The following is a 17763-nucleotide window of genomic DNA, read 5'->3' as shown; positions in this document are numbered from 1 at the left end:
CCTGAGACAATGGCACGGTGAGTGAAGGTCTCTGGATCGCCATCGCGGTCATCGCCGTTCTGCTGCTCGTCGCGCTCGTCGTGGGCCTGGTGCGGTACCGCCGTCGCCGGATCAGCTTGTCGGCTCCAGACACGGCTACTCCCGTCGATCGCTCAGGTGGCTATACCGCCACGTCAGGTATCACGTTCGCCCAGTCAACACCGGTGCAGGCCCCGCCGAGGGCGCCGGAGCGCATCGACACCACCGGGCTACCCGCTGTCGGCGATGATGCCACCATTCCGCGCGATGCACCTAAGCGTCCCATCGCCGACGTCAGGCTGCCGGAGCCGCCCGTGCTGCCGCCGGAGCCCGTGGTGGTGCCGGAGCCGGTCACCGAGGCACCCGAGCCCGCGGTTGCGGAGGTCGGCGAGGCACCCGAGCCCCCGGGCCCGCAGATCGAGGAGATCGCCCCCACCGAGGGCCGGTTGGACCGGCTACGCGGTCGCCTGTCGAAGTCTCAGAGCACGCTGGGCCGCAGCATGCTGGGCCTGCTGGGCGGCGGCGACCTCGACGAGGACTCCTGGGAGGAGATCGAGGACACCCTGCTGATCGCCGACCTCGGCCCCGTCGTCACCGAGTCGGTGGTCACCTCGCTGCGGGCCAAGATGGCCGCCAGCCAGGTGCGCACCGAGGCCGACGCCCGTGCGGTGCTTCGTGAGGTGCTGATCGCCGAGCTGCGGCCCGACTTGGACCGCTCGATCAAGGCGCTGCCGCACGCCGACAAACCATCGGTGCTCCTTGTGGTCGGCGTCAACGGCACCGGAAAGACGACCACCGTCGGCAAGCTGGCGCGAGTCCTGGTCGCCGACGGACGACGTGTCGTGCTCGGCGCCGCGGACACCTTCCGCGCCGCGGCGGCCGACCAGCTTCAGTCATGGGCGTCGCGCGTCGGCGCACAGGTGGTGCGCGGTCCCGAGGGCGCCGACCCGGCATCGGTGGCCTTCGACGCCGTCGACACGGGTATCGCCGCCGGCGCCGACGTCGTGGTCATCGACACGGCGGGCCGCCTGCACACCAAGACCGGTCTGATGGACGAACTGGGCAAGGTCAAACGCGTGGTGGGCAAGCGCGCCGCCGTCGACGAAGTCCTGCTGGTGCTTGACGCCACGATCGGCCAGAACAGTTTGCCGCAGGCCCGCGTCTTCGCCGAGGTCGTCGACATCACCGGGGTGGTGCTGACCAAACTCGACGGGACCGCCAAGGGCGGCATCGTGTTCCGCGTCCAACAGGAACTCGGGGTGCCGGTCAAGCTCGTCGGCCTCGGCGAAGGGCCCGACGATCTGGCTCCGTTCGAGCCCGCGGCGTTCGTCGACGCGCTGCTCGGGTAGCGCCGCACCGGAGCGGATTCTGCGGAGCGCCCGAACCGGAGGCGAGACGTGCGCGGTGGTGCATTCTGTGCCGATCAGCCTTGGTGAAACACGAGCGTAACGACATCGGCGCGTCCGTTCACCTCAGCGAAACACAACAGAATCACAGGTGAAACGCTTGCAAAAGAGTCTCTTCGGGAGGCCGATCATGATCGGCCGTCATCCCAAGGAGGTTCACACAAAGTGGTATTAGCCTTGCCAGACGATGCGTTCCTGCCGTTCGGGCCCGAGGGCCTGAGCGCCGGAGACACGGCGTGGGTGCTCACGTCCGCTGCGCTGGTGTTGTTCATGACACCGGGCCTGGCGTTCTTCTACGGGGGTCTGTCCCGTCAGAAGTCCGTCCTCAACATGATGATGATGTCCTTCGGTTCGATCGGTGTCGTCAGCGTCATCTATGTGCTGTGGGGTTACTCGATGTCGTTCGCCTCGGCGCACACCGGTGAGAGCGACTTCTTCGGCGTCTTCGACAACCCGTTCGCACTGTTCGGGGTCAGCCAGCTCACCGAGGTCCGCGAGATCGACGGTGTGAGCACGTATGTCCTCGGTGGATTCGGCACGGTCCCCGCCATAGTCTGGGTGGCCTTCCAGCTCACCTTCGCGGTGATCACCGTGGCACTGATCAGCGGTGCGGTCGCCGAGCGGATGAAGTTCGGCACCTGGCTGCTCTTCGGCGGCATCTGGGTCACGCTGGTGTACTTCCCGCTGTCGCACATGGTCTGGGGTGGCGGCCTGCTGTCGAACGCGGATTCGGGGATCGCGGCCAAGCTCTTCGGGCTCAACGAAGACGGCACCGCGAGCGTCGCGCCGATCGACTTCGCCGGTGGCACAGTCGTTCACATCAACGCCGGAATGGCCGCCCTGGTGCTGGCGATCCTGCTCGGCAAGCGCACCGGATTCGGCAAGACCCCGTACCGTCCGCACAACATCCCGTTCGTCATGCTCGGCGCGGCGATCCTGTGGTTCGGCTGGTTCGGCTTCAACGTGGGCTCCGAGGGCGCTGCCGACATGCTCGCCGGCTCGGTGTGGGTGAACACCACCGCCGCCACCGCCGCCGCCATGCTGGCCTGGTTGGTCGTGGAGCGCATCCGTGACGGTCACGCGACGAGCGTGGGCGCCGCGTCGGGCATCGTGGCGGGCCTGGTCGCGATCACGCCTGCCTGCGGTGCGCTCAGCGCCATCGGCTCGCTGATCCTCGGTGCGGTCGCCGGTGTGCTGTCGGCGCTCGCGATCTCGCTGAAGTACAAGTTCGGCTACGACGATTCGCTCGACGTCGTCGGTGTGCACCTTGTCGCCGGACTGTGGGGCACCGTCGGTATCGGCTTCCTGGCCACCGAAACCGGCCTGTTCTACGGTGGCGGCGTGCAGCAACTCGTGGTGCAGGCTGTGATCGCGCTCGTTGCCGTAGTCTTCACCGCAATCATGACCGCCATCATCGCGTTCATCGTCAAGCCATTGGGCTGGCGGGTGTCCAAGGAGGATGAGGACACTGGTATCGATGAAACCGAACATGCCGAAACGGCTTACGAGCTCGCCTGACCGGCGACAATTTCATCGGAAGGGATCAACTACATGAAGCTGATAACCGCGATCGTCAAGCCGTTCACGCTGGAAGATGTCAAGACCGGTCTTGAGCAGACGGGAATCCTCGGCATGACCGTCAGCGAGGTTCAGGGTTACGGTCGGCAGAAGGGACACACCGAGGTCTACCGCGGCGCGGAGTACTCGGTGGACTTCGTCCCGAAGGTGCGCGTGGAGGTCGTCGTCGACGACGCCGCCGTCGACAAGGTGGTGGACGTGATCGTCCAGGCTGCCCGCACCGGGAAGATCGGCGACGGCAAGGTCTGGGTCAGCCCGGTCGAGACCGTGGTCCGGGTGCGCACCGGCGAGCGTGGGGCCGACGCCCTTTGATCCATATCGTGGAATGAGAGGTCGTCTCCCGGCAGTTGCGCCGTGTGAGTACTGGATCGTCAAGTGCCGGGAGGACAACTCATGAAAGAGCAGAAATCACAACCCGCCGCCGGCGCTCCCCGTTGGGAGCGTCCGGCGGCGGGCTCTTTGCGCCCGGCAACGGATCTCGTGGCGGCGGCGGACCAGTTGCTCTCCGGGAGCCGTCAACTCGACGCGGCGGCGCTGCGCGACGCGCTGCTCGATCTCTACGACTTCTGGCTCACCACAAAGGCGTCCGAGATCGGCATCACCGCCACCAGCGGCTTCGCGATCGTGGCCACCGGAGGCCTGGGGCGGGGCGAACTGCTGCCGTATTCGGACCTGGATCTGATGCTGCTGCACGACAACATGCCCCCCGAGATCGTCAGCGAGGTGGCGGAGCTGTTGTGGTATCCGTTGTGGGATGCCAACATCCGTCTCGATCACAGCGTAAGGACGGTCCCCGAGGCGCTGCGTGTCGCGGGCACGGACATTTCGGCCGGGCTGGCCATGCTGGAGGCGCGGCACATCGCCGGTGACGGCGACCTGTCGTCGTTGTTGATCGGTGGAGCGCGTCGGCAGTGGCGCACCGGGATCGCGTCGCGATTCGACGAACTCGTCGAGCACACCAGGGCCAGGTGGCAACGCAGCGGCGAGATCGCACACCGCGCCGAGCCGGACCTCAAGTGCGGCAGGGGCGGTCTGCGAGACGTTCAGCTGCTCAACGCGCTGGCCATCGCCCAGCTTGCCGACGTCTACCCCAGTCGATCGCTGGCTTCGCCTACCGAAACCCTTGGGGAAGCCCACCTTTCACTGCTGAATGTCCGAACCGAGCTGCACCGGGTGGCCGGCCGCGGCCGTGAACTCCTGCTGGCCCAGCACGCCGACGAGATCGGCGCCGCACTTCACATCGGCGACCGGTTCGACCTCGCGCGCATGCTGTCCGACGCCGCCCGCACCGTGAGCTACTACGTCGACGCCGGGATCCGCACCGCGGCCAACGCACTGCCAAGACGCGGGCTGGCCGTACTGCGCCGCCCGGTGCGACGTCCGCTCGACGAAGGGGTCATCGAGTTCAACGGCGAGGTGATCCTGGCCCGCGACGCCCGCCCGGAACGCGATCCCGGGCTGATCCTGCGGGTGGCTGCCGCATCGGCCACCACCGGTCTGCCGATGGCCGCCTCGACGCTGAGCCGGCTGGTGGAGGCCGCCCCCGAGCTTCGCACGCCGTGGCCGGGCCAGGCCCTCAAGGATCTCCTGGTGATGCTGGCCGCCGGCCCGTCGGCAGTGGCCACCATCGAGGCCCTCGACCGCACCGGGCTGTGGGGTCGGCTGTTCCCCGAATGGGGTGCGGTCCGCGACCTGCCGCCACGCGACGTCGTCCACATCTGGACAGTGGACCGCCATCTCGTCGAGACCGTCTCCCGCGCAAGCGCTTTCACCACCCGCGTGTCGCGTCCCGATCTTCTGATACTCGGCGCCCTTGTGCACGACATCGGCAAGGGCAGAGGCGGGGACCACAGCGTCATCGGCGCCGAACTGGCCGATCAGATCGGCAGCCGGCTCGGGTTGTGGCCCTGCGACATCCGCGTGCTGAGCACGCTGGTGCGCCATCACCTGCTGCTGCCGCACACGGCCACCCGCCGCGATCTCCAGGATCCCGCGACGATCGCCGCGGTGGTGGACGCCCTCGACGGTGACCTCGTCGTCCTCGAGCTGCTCCACGTCCTGGCCGAGGCCGATTCACTGGCCACCGGCCCCGGCGTGTGGGGGGACTGGAAGGCGTCACTGATCGGCGAGCTGGTCCGGCGCTGCCGGCTGGTGATGGCCGGGGAGCCGCTGCCTCACCCCGACCCCGTCGACCCGCGGTTCGTCGCGCTGGCCGGTGATGGCGGGGTGCACGTCGAGCTGACACCGGCGGAGCACTCGCACATCTACAACGTGACGATGATCGCGCCGGACAGTCGGGGTCTGCTGTCCAAGACCGCCGGCGTGCTCGCCCTCAACTCGCTTCGGGTGCACTCGGCCTCGGTGAACGGTCACGAGGGGGCGGCCATCAACACCTTCGTTGTCTCTCCGCATTTCGGTTCCCCGCCCGCGGCCGAGCTGCTGCGCCAGCAGCTGATCCTGGCCATCGACGGGGAACTCGACGTGATGGGCGCGCTGGAGAAGAAGGAGGCGGAGAGCACAGCCACCGGCCGCGCGGGCGAGATCCGCGCCGCGGTCCCGATCAACCCGCCCACGGCGCCGCCCCGGGTGTTGTGGCACGAGGGCGCGGGCGCCGGCCAGGTGGTCGCCGAGATCCGGGCCACCGACCGCGCCGGTCTGCTCGCGGTGCTCACCCGCGTTCTCGAACGCGCCGGGGTGGACATCGCGTGGGCAAAGGTCACCACGCTGGGATCGTCGGTGGTCGACGCGTTCGGGATCGTGCTGCCCGCAGACGGCGCGGCGGCCCGGCAGAACCTCGAACGCGAGCTGTTCGCCGTGCTTCCCGCGCCGCCGGCCAAGCCGGCCGAGGTGGAGGCCAGTTGATGACCAGCGGCGGCCCGAACCCGCCGCGATCCCCGCGATAGGCTTGGCGTCGTGTTTGAATCCCTGTCCGACCGGTTGACCGGAGCGCTCTCGGGCCTGCGGGGCAAGGGTCGGCTCACTGACGCCGACATCGACGCCACCGCGCGCGAGATCCGACTGGCCCTGCTCGAGGCCGACGTTTCGCTTCCCGTGGTGCGCGCGTTCATCTCCCGCATCAAAGAGCGCGCCAAGGGCGCCGAGGTGTCGGCGGCGCTGAATCCCGCGCAGCAGGTCGTCAAGATCGTCAACGAGGAACTCATCGGGATTCTCGGCGGCGAGACGCGTCAGCTGGCGTTCGCCAGGAACCCACCGACGGTCATCATGCTGGCCGGTCTGCAGGGTTCCGGTAAGACGACCCTGGCCGGCAAGCTCGCGAGATGGCTCAAGGGACAAGGCCATACGCCCCTGCTGGTGGCGTGCGACCTGCAGCGTCCCGGCGCGGTCAACCAGCTGCAGATCGTCGGTGAGCGGGCAGGCGTCAGCGTGTTCGCGCCGCACCCGGGCGTCTCCCCGGACGGCGCGACGATCGAGCAGATGACGTCGGGCGATCCGGTGTCGGTGGCCGCCGCGGGCCTGGCCGAGGCCAAAGCCAAGCACTACGACGTGGTGATCGTCGACACCGCGGGCCGACTCGGCATCGACGCCGAGCTGATGGCGCAGGCCGCCGCCATCCGCGACGCCGTCAACCCCGACGAGACGCTGTTCGTCCTCGACGCGATGATCGGCCAGGACGCCGTCACCACCGCCGATGCGTTCCGCGAAGGTGTGGGGTTCACCGGTGTCGTGTTGACCAAGCTCGACGGCGACGCCCGCGGCGGTGCCGCGCTGTCGGTGCGTGAGGTCACCGGTGTGCCGATCCTGTTCGCGTCGGCGGGCGAGAAGCTCGAAGACTTCGACGTCTTCCATCCCGACCGGATGGCCAGCCGGATCCTCGGCATGGGCGATGTGCTCACCCTCATCGAGCAGGCCGAGCAGCATTTCGACGCCGCGCAGGCCGAGGCCACCGCGGCCAAGATCGGCAGTGGCGAGCTCACCCTCGAGGACTTCCTGGAACAAATGCTGGCGATCCGCAAGATGGGTCCGATCGGCAACCTGCTCGGCATGCTGCCCGGTGCAGGCCAGATGAAGGATGCGCTGGCCGCCGTCGACGACAAGCAGCTCGACCGGGTGCAGGCGATCATCCGCGGTATGACGCCGCAGGAGCGTGAGGATCCCAAGATCATCAACGCCTCCCGGCGGCTGCGCATCGCCAACGGCTCCGGTGTCACGGTGTCCGAGGTCAACCAGCTCGTCGACCGGTTCTTCGAGGCCCGCAAGATGATGTCGCAGATGGCCGGGCAGATGGGCATGCCGTTCGGCCGGAAGAACACCCGCAAGGCGGCCAAGGGCAAGAACAAGCAGGCGGGCAAGAAAGGCCGCAAGGGCCCGACGCCGCCGAAGAACCGCAATCCGCTCGGTGCGGGCATGCCGGGGATGCCTGCCGGCTTCCCTGACCTGTCGAACATGCCCAAGGGGCTCGACGAGCTGCCGCCGGGGCTGGCCGATATCGACTTGTCGAAGCTGAAGTTCCCCAAGAATTGACGGCGGACCGCACGCCTCTGCACATCCGGGGCCGCAGCCTGCCCGACGGTGAACCCGTCGAGTGGTGGATTGTCCACGGCCGGTTGAGCGCCGAACCCGTGGCCGGTGCCGAGACCGTCTTTGACGGCGGTTGGATCCTGCCGGGCCTGGTCGACGCCCACTGCCACGTGGGGCTGGGGCCGCACGGCGCGATCGGCATGGACGAGGCGGTCGCGCAGGCCGAGACCGAACGCGGGGTCGGCGCACTGCTGCTGCGTGACGCCGGGTCGCCGACCGATACCCGCAGTTTCGACGACCGCCCGGAGTTGCCGCGCATCATCCGGGCGGGTCGGCACCTGGCGCGCGCGAGGCGGTACTCGCGTGGCTTCGCGGTCGAACTCGAGGACGAGTGGCAGCTGCCGGACGCGATCGCGCAGCAGGCGCGGTGGGGTGACGGCTGGGTCAAGCTGGTGGGGGACTGGATCGACCGCGACACCGGCGATCTGGCGCCGTTGTGGTCCGACGACGTGCTGGAGGCGGCGATCGACGCCGCGCACGCCAACGGCGCCCGCGTCACCGCGCACGTGTTCAGCGAGGACGCGCTGCCGGGCCTGATCAAGGCCGGCATCGACTGCATCGAGCACGGCACCGGGCTGACCGAGGACACCATCGACCTGATGGTCCAGCACGGCACCGCGCTGGTGCCCACCCTGATCAACATCGAGAACTTCCCCGACATCGCCGCGTCTGCGGACAAGTACCCGGCGTATCAGAGGCACATGCGCGCGCTCTACGAAACGTGTTCGGCCCGGGTCGGTGCCGCACGCGAGGCGGGTGTGCCGATCTTCGCGGGTTCCGATGCCGGCAGCGCGGTGGCGCACGGCCGCATCGCCGAGGAAGTCGATGCGCTCAAGGGCATCGGCATGACGCCGACCGAGGCGCTCGGTGCCGCGTGCTGGGACGCCCGGGAGTGGTTGCGCCGTCCCGGCCTCGCACACGGAGCCTCGGCCGATCTGGTGTGCTTCGCCGACGACCCGCGCACCGGCGCCGGGGTGCTGGCCCACCCGACGCTGGTGATGCTGCGCGGGGTGGTCTACTGATGTCCACCCGTCGCATCGTCGATCTCAGCCACCGGATCCGCGCCGGGCTCATCACCTACCCCGGGCTGCCCGCGCCAGTCATCACGCCGCACCTGACACGTCAAGCCTCCCGCGAGAAGTACGCTCCTGGAACTGAATTCGCGATGGACGTGATCACGATGATCGGGAACACCGGGACGTACCTGGATTCGCCGTTCCACCGGTACTCCGACGGGGCCGACCTGGCGGGGCTGGATCTCTCGACGCTGGTGGGGTTGCCCGCCGAGGTGTTCCATCTCGACGGGCTCGCAGACCGGGCGATCACGGTCGGACACCTGGCCGGTCGCGAGGTCCGCGGCGCGGCGGTCCTGCTTCACACGGGGTGGGACCGGTATTTCGGAGGCGACACCTACGGCACAGGTGCGCCGTTCCTGACCGCCGATGCGGCCCAGCACCTCATCGACGCGGGCGCTGTGCTGGTGGGAATCGACTCGGTCAACATCGACGACACCGAGTCGGGCGGACATCGTCCCGCGCATTCGCTACTGCTGGGCGCCGGAGTGCACATCGTCGAGCACCTCACCAACCTGGCGTCCTTGCCTGCGCGGGGTGCGCGATTCACCGCCGCGCCGCCGGCGGTGGAAGGCTTCGGAACGTTCCCCGTCCGCGCTTTCGCCGAGGTCGAGGACTCCTAGGGCTGGCTGAAGCCGTAGTCCAGCAGGCGGATCGCCTGACCGTAGAGGTCTCCGGTGCCGTACATCTGCACGACGACCAGGCGGCGGTTGCCGCGTTGCGCCGCCCCGACGTAGGTCTTGCGGGCCAGGTTGGTGAAGCCGGTCTTGCCGGCGAGATCGCCGGGATAGCGGCTGAGCAACTCATTCTGGTTGTGCAGCGTCTTGCCGGGAAACGGCGCGGACGGGGACCGCATGATCTGGGCGATCAGCGGATACTTCAGCGCCGCGCGCATGATGACCGCCAGATCGTGCGGCGTGGTCACCGATTCCCAGCCGGGTCCGTCGAGTCCCGACGGCGACGACGCCCTGGTGCTGCGGGCGCCGACTAGGGCCGCCTTGCGGTTCATCGCCGCGACGGCCACCCGCTGGCCGCCGAGCATGTCGGCGAGCATGTTGGCCGCGTCGTTGCCCGACACCATCAGGATCGCCGCGACCAGCTGGGCGGTGGTGTACGCCTGGCCGGGTTGCAGTCCGACACAGGAACATTCGACACGGGTGTGCGACTCGTTGGCTCGTGCGAAGTTGTCCGGCCGCAGGTGGTCGAGCACCGTCATCGCCAAAAGCACCTTGATCGTGCTGGCCGGGGCGTAGGTGCCGTACGGGTTCTTGCTGGCGAGCACGCGCCCGGTGTCGAGGTCGGCGACCAGCCAGGCCTCCGCCGGTCCGTCCGGAAGCGGTTGCGCGGCAGCGGGTTCGGCGGCGGGCTGCGCCGACGTCGGCGGGGCGATCGACATCGAGGCGGCGGGCAGCACCGCGCTGAGGGCGAGCGCCAGCCCCGCGAGTCGTCTTCGCACGGTTCGCGACGCTAGTCCCGGCAGGACTCGTCCAGCGCGCGATCAGGTCTCCATCGGGTATCGGAGTCCGACCGGTCCTTCGCTCAGAGCCGGCTCACGCCGGAGTTCGGGCCCAGCGCGAAACCCCAGTCGAGCAGCGCGGCGGCCTGGTCCCAGTACGTCGGCCCGCCCTCTTTCACCAGCCCGTACATCAGCGCGACGACCAGGTGTCTGCCGTTGCGCGCGGCGCCGCCGACGAAGGTCTTGCGGGCCAGGTCGGTGTATCCGGTCTTGCCGCCGAACGTTCCCGGATAGCGGTGCAGAAGTTCGTCCTGGTTGACCAGCACGACGTCGCCGGTCTTGGCCGGGAAGACCGCGGTGGGTTGGGCGACGATCTGCGCGAACACCGGGTCGGCCATCGCGGCGCGGAAAATGACCGCCAGGTCGCGCGGTGTGGACCAGATGTCGATGCCGGGCCCGTCGATGCCCGACGGCGAACCGGCGTTGGTGCCGTACGCGCCCAGCGTGGCGGCCTTCGCGTTCATCTTCATCACGGCGACGTCGCGCCCGCCGAGCATGGTGGCCAGCGTGTTGGCGGCGTCGTTGCCCGACACGAGCAGCAGTGCCTCGAGCAGTTGGCGGGTCGTGTAGGTCCGACCCGGTGCCACACCCGCGCAGTTGCACTCGACCTTGGTGTCAACCTCGTTGGCCACGATGGTCGCGTCGAGCGGCAGTTCGTCGAGAACGACCATCGCCAGCAGCACCTTGATGGTGCTGGCCGGCGCGAAGTGGCCGTGCTCGTCGCGCGCGGCCAGCACCGCGCCGGTGTCCATGTCGGCCACGATCCACGCCTGGGCGGGACCGTCGGGGATCGGCATCGAACCTGCGGGCTGCACGATCCCGGTGGCGGGCACGGCGGCCGCGTGGGGAACAGAGACCGAACCGACCAGGCACAGCACGGCGCCAAGGCACGCGAGAAGCCTCGTCATGGCAGGTGAGCCTAAACCGCGCCGCGGTCGTGTTCAATCGAGCCATGTTGAGCCTCGCCGAGATCTCCGACCGGCTGGAGATCCAGCAATTGCTGATCGACTACTCCAGCGCGATCGACGGAAGGCGATTCGACGACCTCGATGCGGTGTTCACCCCCGACGCCTACATCGACTACCGCGTCAGCGGTGGCGTGGACGGCCGCTTTCCGGAGGTGAAGGCGTGGCTGAAGGAGGTGCTGCCGAACTTCCCCGCCTACTACCACCTGGTCGGCAACGTCGACATCCGCATCAGCGGGGACACCGCGACCTCACGGGCCATCTGCTTCAACCCGATGGTTATGGGCGGGGAGCACAACCAGGTCTATTTCGTCGGCATCTGGTACGTCGACGAGTTCGTCCGCACCGCGCAGGGCTGGCGGATGAGCCGGCGGGTCGAGGAGAAGTGCTTCGACAAGCTGGTGTGAGCTGTTCACCGCACCAGTCGACGACCCAGCCTGCCGACCACCCGTTTGATGCGGTCCGACACGTACACCGAGACCGCGATGTTGAACACGTCCTCCCGCAGCCGGGTCAGCGTGGACGCGGTGATAAGCCAGTAGCCGTCGACCTTCGCGTAGGACTCCGTGTAATGGCCGTAGCCGCGCAGGTTGACCCCGGGCGCCAGGCGCACGACGTCCTCCAGCGCCCACACCGCCGTGGCGGTCGTCGGAGAGGTCAACTCGATCTCGGGCGCATGCACCTGGTGCACGGTCGCGCGGTCACCGAGGCTCCTTCGGGTGAACGCGACGAATTCGTCGGCCCCGTCGATCACCTTGCCGCCGGCCCCTGCGGTGTCACTGTGGAAGTCGTCGGCGAACAGCGACCGCCACGAATCCCAGTCCTTGATGTCGAGGAACCGGCAGTAGCGTGCCTTCAGCTGCTTGATCGCCTCGATCTCCACCAGTGCCGCGGCGTCGTCCACACCTAGAAGGTGACACTTCGGGCTCGACTTGTAAAGGTCACTGGGCGAGCTGCGACTCCGGATTTCCGGCGGTGGCCGCCGGTCTGGCACAATGGGCGGCTGTCCGCGTACGGCTTCCTCGATCGGATGTGCCGTGCCGTGGTCACACGCGTAAGGCAAAACCGGATCCCGGCATCCCGCCGGAGATCGCTCGAATTGCAAACGTGGCAATCACAGGAGAAATCGCTCAACCATGGCTGTCAAGATCAAGCTCGCCCGCTTCGGCAAGATCCGCAATCCCCAGTACCGCATCGCCGTCGCCGATGCGCGCAACCGCCGCGACGGTCGCGCCATCGAGGTCATCGGCCGGTACCACCCGAAGGAAGAGCCGAGCGTCATCGAGATCGACTCGGAGCGCGCACAGTACTGGCTGGGCGTCGGCGCCCAGCCGACCGAGCCCGTGCTGCAGCTGCTGAAGATCACCGGTGACTGGCAGAAGTTCAAGGGCCTGCCCGGCGCCGAGGGCACGCTGAAGGTCAAGGAACCCAAGCCGTCCAAGCTGGACCTGTTCAACGCCGCGCTGGCCGAGGCCGAGGGCGGGCCGTCCACCGAGGCCACCACGCCGAAGAAGAAGAAGGCCCCGGCCAAGAAGGACGCGCCTGCCGAAGCAGCTGAGGCGCCCGCCGAGGCTGAGGCCGTCGCCGAGTCCGACGCCCCCGCTGCAGAATGAGCTCCGTCGTCGTCGACGCCGTTGAGCACCTGGTCCGCGGAATCGTCGACAATCCCGACGACGTCCGGGTGGACATGGTGACCAATCGCCGCGGCCGCACCGTCGAGGTCCACGTCCACCCCGAGGACCTCGGAAAGGTCATCGGGCGCGGCGGTCGCACCGCGACCGCGCTGCGCACCCTGGTGGCGGGCATCGGCGGTCGCGGAATCCGCGTCGACGTGGTGGACACCGACCAGTAGCGCCCATCCCTATGGACCTGGTTGTCGGGCGCGTCGTCAAGGCGCACGGCGTCACGGGCGAACTCGCCGTCGACGTCCGCACCGACGATCCGGAGGGCCGTTTCGTGGCCGGCGCTGTGCTGCGCGGCCGTCCCTCGCGGGGCGGCGCCGAGCGCGAGTTCGTCATCGAATCGGTGAGGGCCCACGGCGATCGGATGCTGGTGCGGCTGCAAGGCGTCGGGGACCGCGATGCCGCCGACGCACTGCGCGGCACGCTCTTCCTCGTCGATTCCGCCGAGCTTCCCCCGATCGAAGATCCCGACGAGTTCTACGACCATCAACTCGAGGGGATGGCGGTCAGCACCACCGGCGGGCAGCCCGTCGGTACGGTGGCCGAGGTGCTGCACACTGCCGCAGGCGAACTGCTGGCTGTGCGTGACCCCGACGGTGCCGAGGTGCTGGTGCCGTTCGTGTCGGCGATCGTGGTGTCGGTGTCGTTGGCGGACAACGCGATCGAGATCGATCCGCCCGAGGGTCTGCTCGATCTGTGAGGATGCGGAGCCGTGCGTATTGACGTGGTGACCATCTTTCCCGCGTTCCTGGATGCGTTGCGACAGGCGTTGCCGGGCAAGGCGATCGAGGCTGGGATCGTGGCGCTTGCGGTGCACGATCTGCGTGACTGGACCCATGATGTGCACCGCTCGGTGGACGATTCGCCGTACGGCGGGGGACCGGGAATGGTGATGAAGGCGCCGATCTGGGGCGCCGCGCTCGACGAGATCTGCTCGCCGGAAACCCTTCTGGTGGTCCCGTCGCCGGCGGGTCGGCTGTTCACCCAGGCCACCGCGCAGCGTTGGTCCGGCGAAGAGCACCTGGTCTTCGCCTGCGGCCGCTACGAGGGCATCGACCAGCGGGTGATCGACGACGCCGCGAGGCGGATGCGGGTCGAGGAGGTGTCGATCGGTGACTACGTGCTGCCCGGCGGCGAATCCGCCGCGGTGGTGATGATCGAGGCCGTCGTCCGGCTGCTGCCCGACGTGCTCGGCAATCCCGCCTCGCACCAGGACGATTCACACTCCGAGCTGGTCGGTGGGCTGCTTGAGGGGCCCAGCTACACGCGGCCCGCGAGTTGGCGCGGACTCGACGTCCCCGACGTGCTGCTCTCCGGTGACCACGCACGCATCGCCGCGTGGCGGCGCGAGCAGGGGCTGCAACGGACCCGGGAGCGACGTCCCGACCTGTTGGATTAGATCCTGCCGCCGGGGAACATCGTCTTGACGGCGTCGGTGATCGTGCGGCGCGCGGCGTCATCGCCGGCCGGCTGCATCGACCCGATCACCATCACGTAGCGGCGGCTCAGACCGACCACACCGGTCGACAGATGCATCCAGTCGGCGCCGACGCAGCACATCCAGCCCTGCTTGACCGCGACCGGTTCGGCGTACAACCCCTCCGGGATGCCGAACCGCTGCGGATAGACGCCGCCGGGCACCATCCCGTCGGGTGCCGTCGGCGTCGACGCGGCGAGGTTCGACAGGATGATGTTCGCCTGTTCCCGGGGCAGGCCGCCTGCGCCCGACAGCAACATGTCGTAGTAGCGCACCAGGTCGGTGGCCGTGCTGATGGTGTTGAACCACCGCCCGTTACCGGGCCGGCTCGTCGAGGACAGCCCGTAGCGCTTGACGACGCGGTCGATGATCGCGCTGCCGCCGCTGCGGTTCCAGAACACCTCGGCGGCGCTGTCGTCGGAGGCCCGCAACATGACGTCGAGCGACTTGCGGTCCTCCGGGGACAGCTCGGTCTGTCCGTTGGCGACCTGCAGCAGCAGGTCGTCGGCGATGAACAGCTTCACCACCGAGGCGATGGCGATCTTCATGCCGTTCCCGTTGGTCACCAACTGGCCGGTGTTGCGGTCCAGGACCGCGGCGGTGATCTCGGCGCCGGCCTCGGCGGCCTGCGCCGTCGCCTGCATCTCCCGCTGGGCCAGTCCCGCGAACGTGGCGGCGGGCTCGTCGGGCGGCGCCTCCGGCAGCGGAGCCATGGTGCCCAGCGGCGCGACCACCGTCAGCTGCGGACCCCCCGAGAGCGGTGGGGCACTGCTGTCCGCTGTGGCGCATCCGGCCAGAGCGGACACGGCGGCCGCCATCGAAACGGTGGTCCTGAACAGCCTCGCCGGCCGTCGCATCGCTCTCCTCCAGATGTGTTGGGTCGACGCAGTCCCCCCGAACTCGGGCAGCGCTGTCGGCAGGCCCGGTGGATCAAGGGTAACGGCTGCATACCCGCGCCGCCGCGCGTGAACCCGCCTCCAGACGGTGGCGGTGGCCACCGGATTTCAAGGATCCGGTCTCCGTCTGGCACAATTGGGCAGTTGTCTGTGCACGGCCGGTACGTCCGCGCCGCACGACCCGCCCAAGACGTCCGAAACCACATCGGTTCCGTGCGCGTCACCAGACGCCGGCACGGAGCCGCGAACAGCAAGGAAGTGTCACCGATGAACACGCTGGATTTCGTCGACCAGTCGTCGCTGCGTGACGATGTCCCGGCCTTTGGTCCCGGTGACACCGTCAACGTCCACGTTAAGGTCATCGAGGGCTCCAAGGAACGCATCCAGGTCTTCAAGGGTGTCGTCCTCCGCCGTCAGGGTGGCGGGGTCCGCGAGACCTTCACGGTTCGCAAGGAGAGCTACGGCGTCGGCGTCGAGCGCACCTTCCCCGTGCATTCACCCAACATCGACCACATCGACATCGTCTCCCGTGGCGACGTCCGCCGCGCGAAGCTGTACTACCTGCGCGAGCTGCGTGGCAAGAAGGCCAAGATCAAGGAAAAGCGCTGACCTGCGCCGCCGGGTCGGGTTTGTCGTCGCGGTGACTACGCTGATCCCGTGACATCCGCTTCTGACCCCTCGGGTCACTCGGCACCTTCCGATCCCGACAACTCGTCGGCCGAACGCACGCTCGAGAATCCGGAGCCTGTTGCCTCTGAAGGCGACGAGAAAACCGGCAAGAAGAAGCGCGGCGCACTTCGTGAGGCCGCGATCCTGATCAGCATCGCCCTGGTGCTGTACTACGTGATGCTGACGTTCATCGCGCGGCCCTACCTGATTCCATCGGAGTCGATGGAGCCGACGCTGCACGGGTGCAACGGATGCGTGGGCGACCGCATCATGGTCGACAAGCTCACCTACCGCTTCTCCTCGCCCGAGCCAGGTGACGTCGTCGTCTTCAAGGGCCCGCCGAACTGGAGCGTCGGCTACAAGTCCATTCGGTCCGACAACACCGCGGTGCGGTGGGTGCAGAACGCGCTGTCGGTCGTGGGCTTCGTCCCCCCGGACGAGAACGATCTGGTCAAGCGGATCATCGCGGTCGGCGGGCAGACCGTGCAGTGCCGGGTCGACACCGGGCTGACCGTCGACGGAAAGCCGCTCAACGAGCCCTACCTTGATCCCGACACGATGATGGCCGACCCCGCGGTGTACCCGTGCCTGGGTAACGAGTTCGGCCCGGTGACCGTCCCCGAGGGCAGGCTGTGGGTGATGGGCGACAACCGCACCCACTCGGCCGATTCCCGTACGCACTGCAGCAATGTGCCCGCCGACGCACAGCGCGGCCTGCTGTGCACGGGGGACCCGGCGGCCGGGACGATTCCGGAGGAGAATGTCATCGGCAAAGCCCGGTTCATCGCCTGGCCGCCTGGGCGGTGGGGTGGCGTGAGCTCGGTGAACCCGCAGTCGTAACAGGAGGCGCGGACACTTGCCTGCTGCTTGGCCTCCGAGGACGGTCATCCGCAAGTCGTCGGGCCTGCGCACTCTGGAATCTGCGTTGTACCGCGCAGGTCTGGGGCCGGTGGCCGGAGTCGACGAGGTGGGGCGCGGCGCGTGTGCCGGACCGCTGGTCGTCGCGGCGTGTGTGCTGGGGCCCAACCGGTTGGAGAGCCTTGCCGCGCTCGACGACTCGAAGAAGCTCAACGAGAACGAACGTGAGCGGCTGTTTCCGTTGATCCGCAGGTATGCGCTGGCCTACCACGTGGTTTTCATCCCGTCGCAGGAGGTCGACCGCCGCGGCGTGCACGTGGCCAACATCGAGGGGATGCGGCGGGCGGTCGCCGGGTTGTCGTTGCGACCCGGCTATGTGCTGTCGGACGGTTTCCGCGTTCCCGGCCTGCCGATGCCGTCGCTGCCTGTAGTCGGCGGTGACGCGGCCGCGGCCTGTATCGCGGCGGCCAGCGTGCTGGCCAAGGTGAGCCGCGACCGGCTGATGGTCGCGATGGAAGACGAGCATCCCGGCTACGGATTCGCCGAGCACAAGGGGTACAGCACGCGTGCGCACAGCGCGGCGCTGGCACGATTGGGCCCGTCCAGCCAGCACCGATATTCGTTCATCAATGTGAGGCGTCTGGTGATGGACGGGGAACCCGAGGAGCATGGAGAAGTCGGGTGCGGGAAAATGCTCGTGGACATGCCAGTGGACGGTGTACTACATGAAGGACAGCTGAGCCGATGAGTGCCGAGGATCTCGAGAAGTACGAAACCGAGATGGAACTCTCGCTCTACCGCGAGTACAAGGACATCGTCGGTCAGTTCAGCTATGTCGTCGAGACCGAGCGGCGCTTCTACCTGGCCAACAGCGTCGAGATGATCCCGCGGAACGCCGACGGCGAGGTCTACTTCGAACTGCGGCTTGGCGATGCCTGGGTGTGGGACATGTACCGGCCGGCCCGGTTCGTCAAGCAGGTCCGGGTGATCACCTTCAAGGACGTCAACATCGAAGAGGTGGACAAGCCCGAACTGCGGCTTCCGGAGTAGCTCATCCGATCCTGCTCATGAGCGACCGGTGAGTGA

Annotated in this window: 20 protein-coding genes; 16 read left to right on the top strand and 4 right to left on the bottom strand. The window is 68.2% G+C overall.

All coding sequences use genetic code 11. From position 1 onward, the window contains the following. Positions 1-17 precede the first annotated feature (17 nt). The 7 genes from ftsY to BN976_RS20705 all read left to right on the top strand — a co-directional run bounded on the left by ftsY (position 18) and on the right by BN976_RS20705 (position 9237). Positions 18-1367, top strand: coding sequence for a signal recognition particle-docking protein FtsY (ftsY, locus tag BN976_RS20735; RefSeq protein WP_011779406.1), 1350 nt, complete (start codon positions 18-20; stop codon positions 1365-1367). A 222-nt stretch (positions 1368-1589) separates the two neighbouring features. Further along, positions 1590-2942, top strand: a complete 1353-nt coding sequence (locus BN976_RS20730) for an ammonium transporter (RefSeq protein WP_011779407.1) — start codon at positions 1590-1592, stop codon at positions 2940-2942. Positions 2943-2975: 33 nt separating this feature from the next. Continuing rightward, positions 2976-3314 (top strand): P-II family nitrogen regulator, encoded by a 339-nt coding sequence (locus tag BN976_RS20725; RefSeq protein WP_011779408.1) that lies wholly within the window; start codon positions 2976-2978, stop codon positions 3312-3314. A gap of 81 nt (positions 3315-3395) precedes the next feature. Further along, positions 3396-5864: a [protein-PII] uridylyltransferase gene (locus tag BN976_RS20720; protein WP_036373509.1), complete on the top strand. Its 2469-nt coding sequence runs from the start codon at positions 3396-3398 to the stop codon at positions 5862-5864. Positions 5865-5915: 51 nt separating this feature from the next. Further along, the gene (gene ffh / locus BN976_RS20715) at positions 5916-7484 is read left to right on the top strand and encodes a signal recognition particle protein (RefSeq protein WP_036373506.1); all 1569 of its coding nucleotides are present in this window, start codon (positions 5916-5918) and stop codon (positions 7482-7484) included. Beyond that, the gene (locus BN976_RS20710) at positions 7481-8563 is read left to right on the top strand and encodes an amidohydrolase family protein (protein ID WP_036373503.1); all 1083 of its coding nucleotides are present in this window, start codon (positions 7481-7483) and stop codon (positions 8561-8563) included. The genes ffh and BN976_RS20710 overlap by 4 nt, the downstream gene beginning before the upstream one ends. After that, positions 8563-9237: a cyclase family protein gene (locus BN976_RS20705; protein WP_036373500.1), complete on the top strand. Its 675-nt coding sequence runs from the start codon at positions 8563-8565 to the stop codon at positions 9235-9237. The genes BN976_RS20710 and BN976_RS20705 overlap by 1 nt, the downstream gene beginning before the upstream one ends. Here the strand turns inward: BN976_RS20705 and BN976_RS20700 are convergent. Both BN976_RS20700 and BN976_RS20695 read right to left on the bottom strand, forming a co-directional pair. Beyond that, the gene (locus BN976_RS20700; protein ID WP_370501381.1) at positions 9234-10010 is read right to left on the bottom strand and encodes a D-alanyl-D-alanine carboxypeptidase; all 777 of its coding nucleotides are present in this window, start codon (positions 10008-10010) and stop codon (positions 9234-9236) included. The genes BN976_RS20705 and BN976_RS20700 overlap by 4 nt on opposite strands. Before the next feature lie 143 nt (positions 10011-10153). Beyond that, complete coding sequence (locus tag BN976_RS20695) at positions 10154-11038, bottom strand: D-alanyl-D-alanine carboxypeptidase family protein (protein WP_036373494.1); 885 nt, start codon at positions 11036-11038, stop codon at positions 10154-10156. Between the two features lie 44 nt (positions 11039-11082). On the opposite strand from BN976_RS20695, the gene BN976_RS20690 reads away from it, so the two are divergent. Continuing rightward, entirely contained in the window at positions 11083-11502 is a 420-nt protein-coding gene (locus tag BN976_RS20690) for a nuclear transport factor 2 family protein (RefSeq protein ID WP_036373492.1), read from the top strand. A gap of 5 nt (positions 11503-11507) precedes the next feature. Here the strand turns inward: BN976_RS20690 and BN976_RS20685 are convergent, their stop codons facing one another. Next, positions 11508-11999: a nuclear transport factor 2 family protein gene (locus tag BN976_RS20685; RefSeq protein ID WP_036373489.1), complete on the bottom strand. Its 492-nt coding sequence runs from the start codon at positions 11997-11999 to the stop codon at positions 11508-11510. Positions 12000-12231: 232 nt separating this feature from the next. Here BN976_RS20685 and rpsP point away from each other — a divergent pair, with 232 nt between their 5' ends. The 4 genes from rpsP to trmD are packed head-to-tail and all read left to right on the top strand — an operon-like array spanning position 12232 to position 14176. Then, positions 12232-12708, top strand: coding sequence for a 30S ribosomal protein S16 (rpsP, locus tag BN976_RS20680; protein ID WP_036373486.1), 477 nt, complete (start codon positions 12232-12234; stop codon positions 12706-12708). Beyond that, positions 12705-12947 carry an RNA-binding protein gene (locus tag BN976_RS20675; RefSeq protein ID WP_005148848.1) on the top strand — a complete coding sequence of 81 codons (243 nt, stop codon included), beginning with the start codon at positions 12705-12707 and terminating at the stop codon, positions 12945-12947. Before rpsP ends, BN976_RS20675 begins: the two co-directional genes overlap by 4 nt. A gap of 11 nt (positions 12948-12958) precedes the next feature. Beyond that, positions 12959-13477 carry a ribosome maturation factor RimM gene (gene rimM, locus BN976_RS20670; protein WP_036373484.1) on the top strand — a complete coding sequence of 173 codons (519 nt, stop codon included), beginning with the start codon at positions 12959-12961 and terminating at the stop codon, positions 13475-13477. Between the two features lie 12 nt (positions 13478-13489). After that, complete coding sequence (trmD, locus tag BN976_RS20665) at positions 13490-14176, top strand: tRNA (guanosine(37)-N1)-methyltransferase TrmD (protein ID WP_011779418.1); 687 nt, start codon at positions 13490-13492, stop codon at positions 14174-14176. On the opposite strand, the gene BN976_RS20660 is transcribed toward trmD, so the two are convergent. Then, entirely contained in the window at positions 14173-15111 is a 939-nt protein-coding gene (locus BN976_RS20660; RefSeq protein ID WP_036373481.1) for a serine hydrolase, read from the bottom strand. The genes trmD and BN976_RS20660 overlap by 4 nt on opposite strands. A 306-nt stretch (positions 15112-15417) precedes the next feature. On the opposite strand from BN976_RS20660, the gene rplS reads away from it, so the two are divergent. Genes rplS through BN976_RS20640 form a run of 4 tightly spaced genes read left to right on the top strand, consistent with a single transcriptional unit; the run spans position 15418 to position 17727 of the window. Then, positions 15418-15759, top strand: coding sequence for a 50S ribosomal protein L19 (gene rplS / locus BN976_RS20655; protein ID WP_011779420.1), 342 nt, complete (start codon positions 15418-15420; stop codon positions 15757-15759). Positions 15760-15807: 48 nt separating this feature from the next. Then, positions 15808-16659: a signal peptidase I gene (lepB, locus tag BN976_RS20650; RefSeq protein ID WP_036373478.1), complete on the top strand. Its 852-nt coding sequence runs from the start codon at positions 15808-15810 to the stop codon at positions 16657-16659. Positions 16660-16675: 16 nt separating this feature from the next. After that, the gene (locus BN976_RS20645; RefSeq protein ID WP_011779422.1) at positions 16676-17425 is read left to right on the top strand and encodes a ribonuclease HII; all 750 of its coding nucleotides are present in this window, start codon (positions 16676-16678) and stop codon (positions 17423-17425) included. Next, complete coding sequence (locus BN976_RS20640) at positions 17422-17727, top strand: DUF2469 domain-containing protein (RefSeq protein WP_011779423.1); 306 nt, start codon at positions 17422-17424, stop codon at positions 17725-17727. The genes BN976_RS20645 and BN976_RS20640 overlap by 4 nt, the downstream gene beginning before the upstream one ends. Positions 17728-17763: the final 36 nt, after the last annotated feature.

The sequence above is a fragment of the Mycolicibacterium austroafricanum genome, assembly GCF_000612725.1.
In the GTDB taxonomy this organism is placed as follows: Bacteria; Actinomycetota; Actinomycetes; order Mycobacteriales; family Mycobacteriaceae; genus Mycobacterium; species Mycobacterium austroafricanum.
Note: the sequence above shows the minus strand (reverse complement) of the source record. Positions and strands in the feature narration are given on the sequence as shown.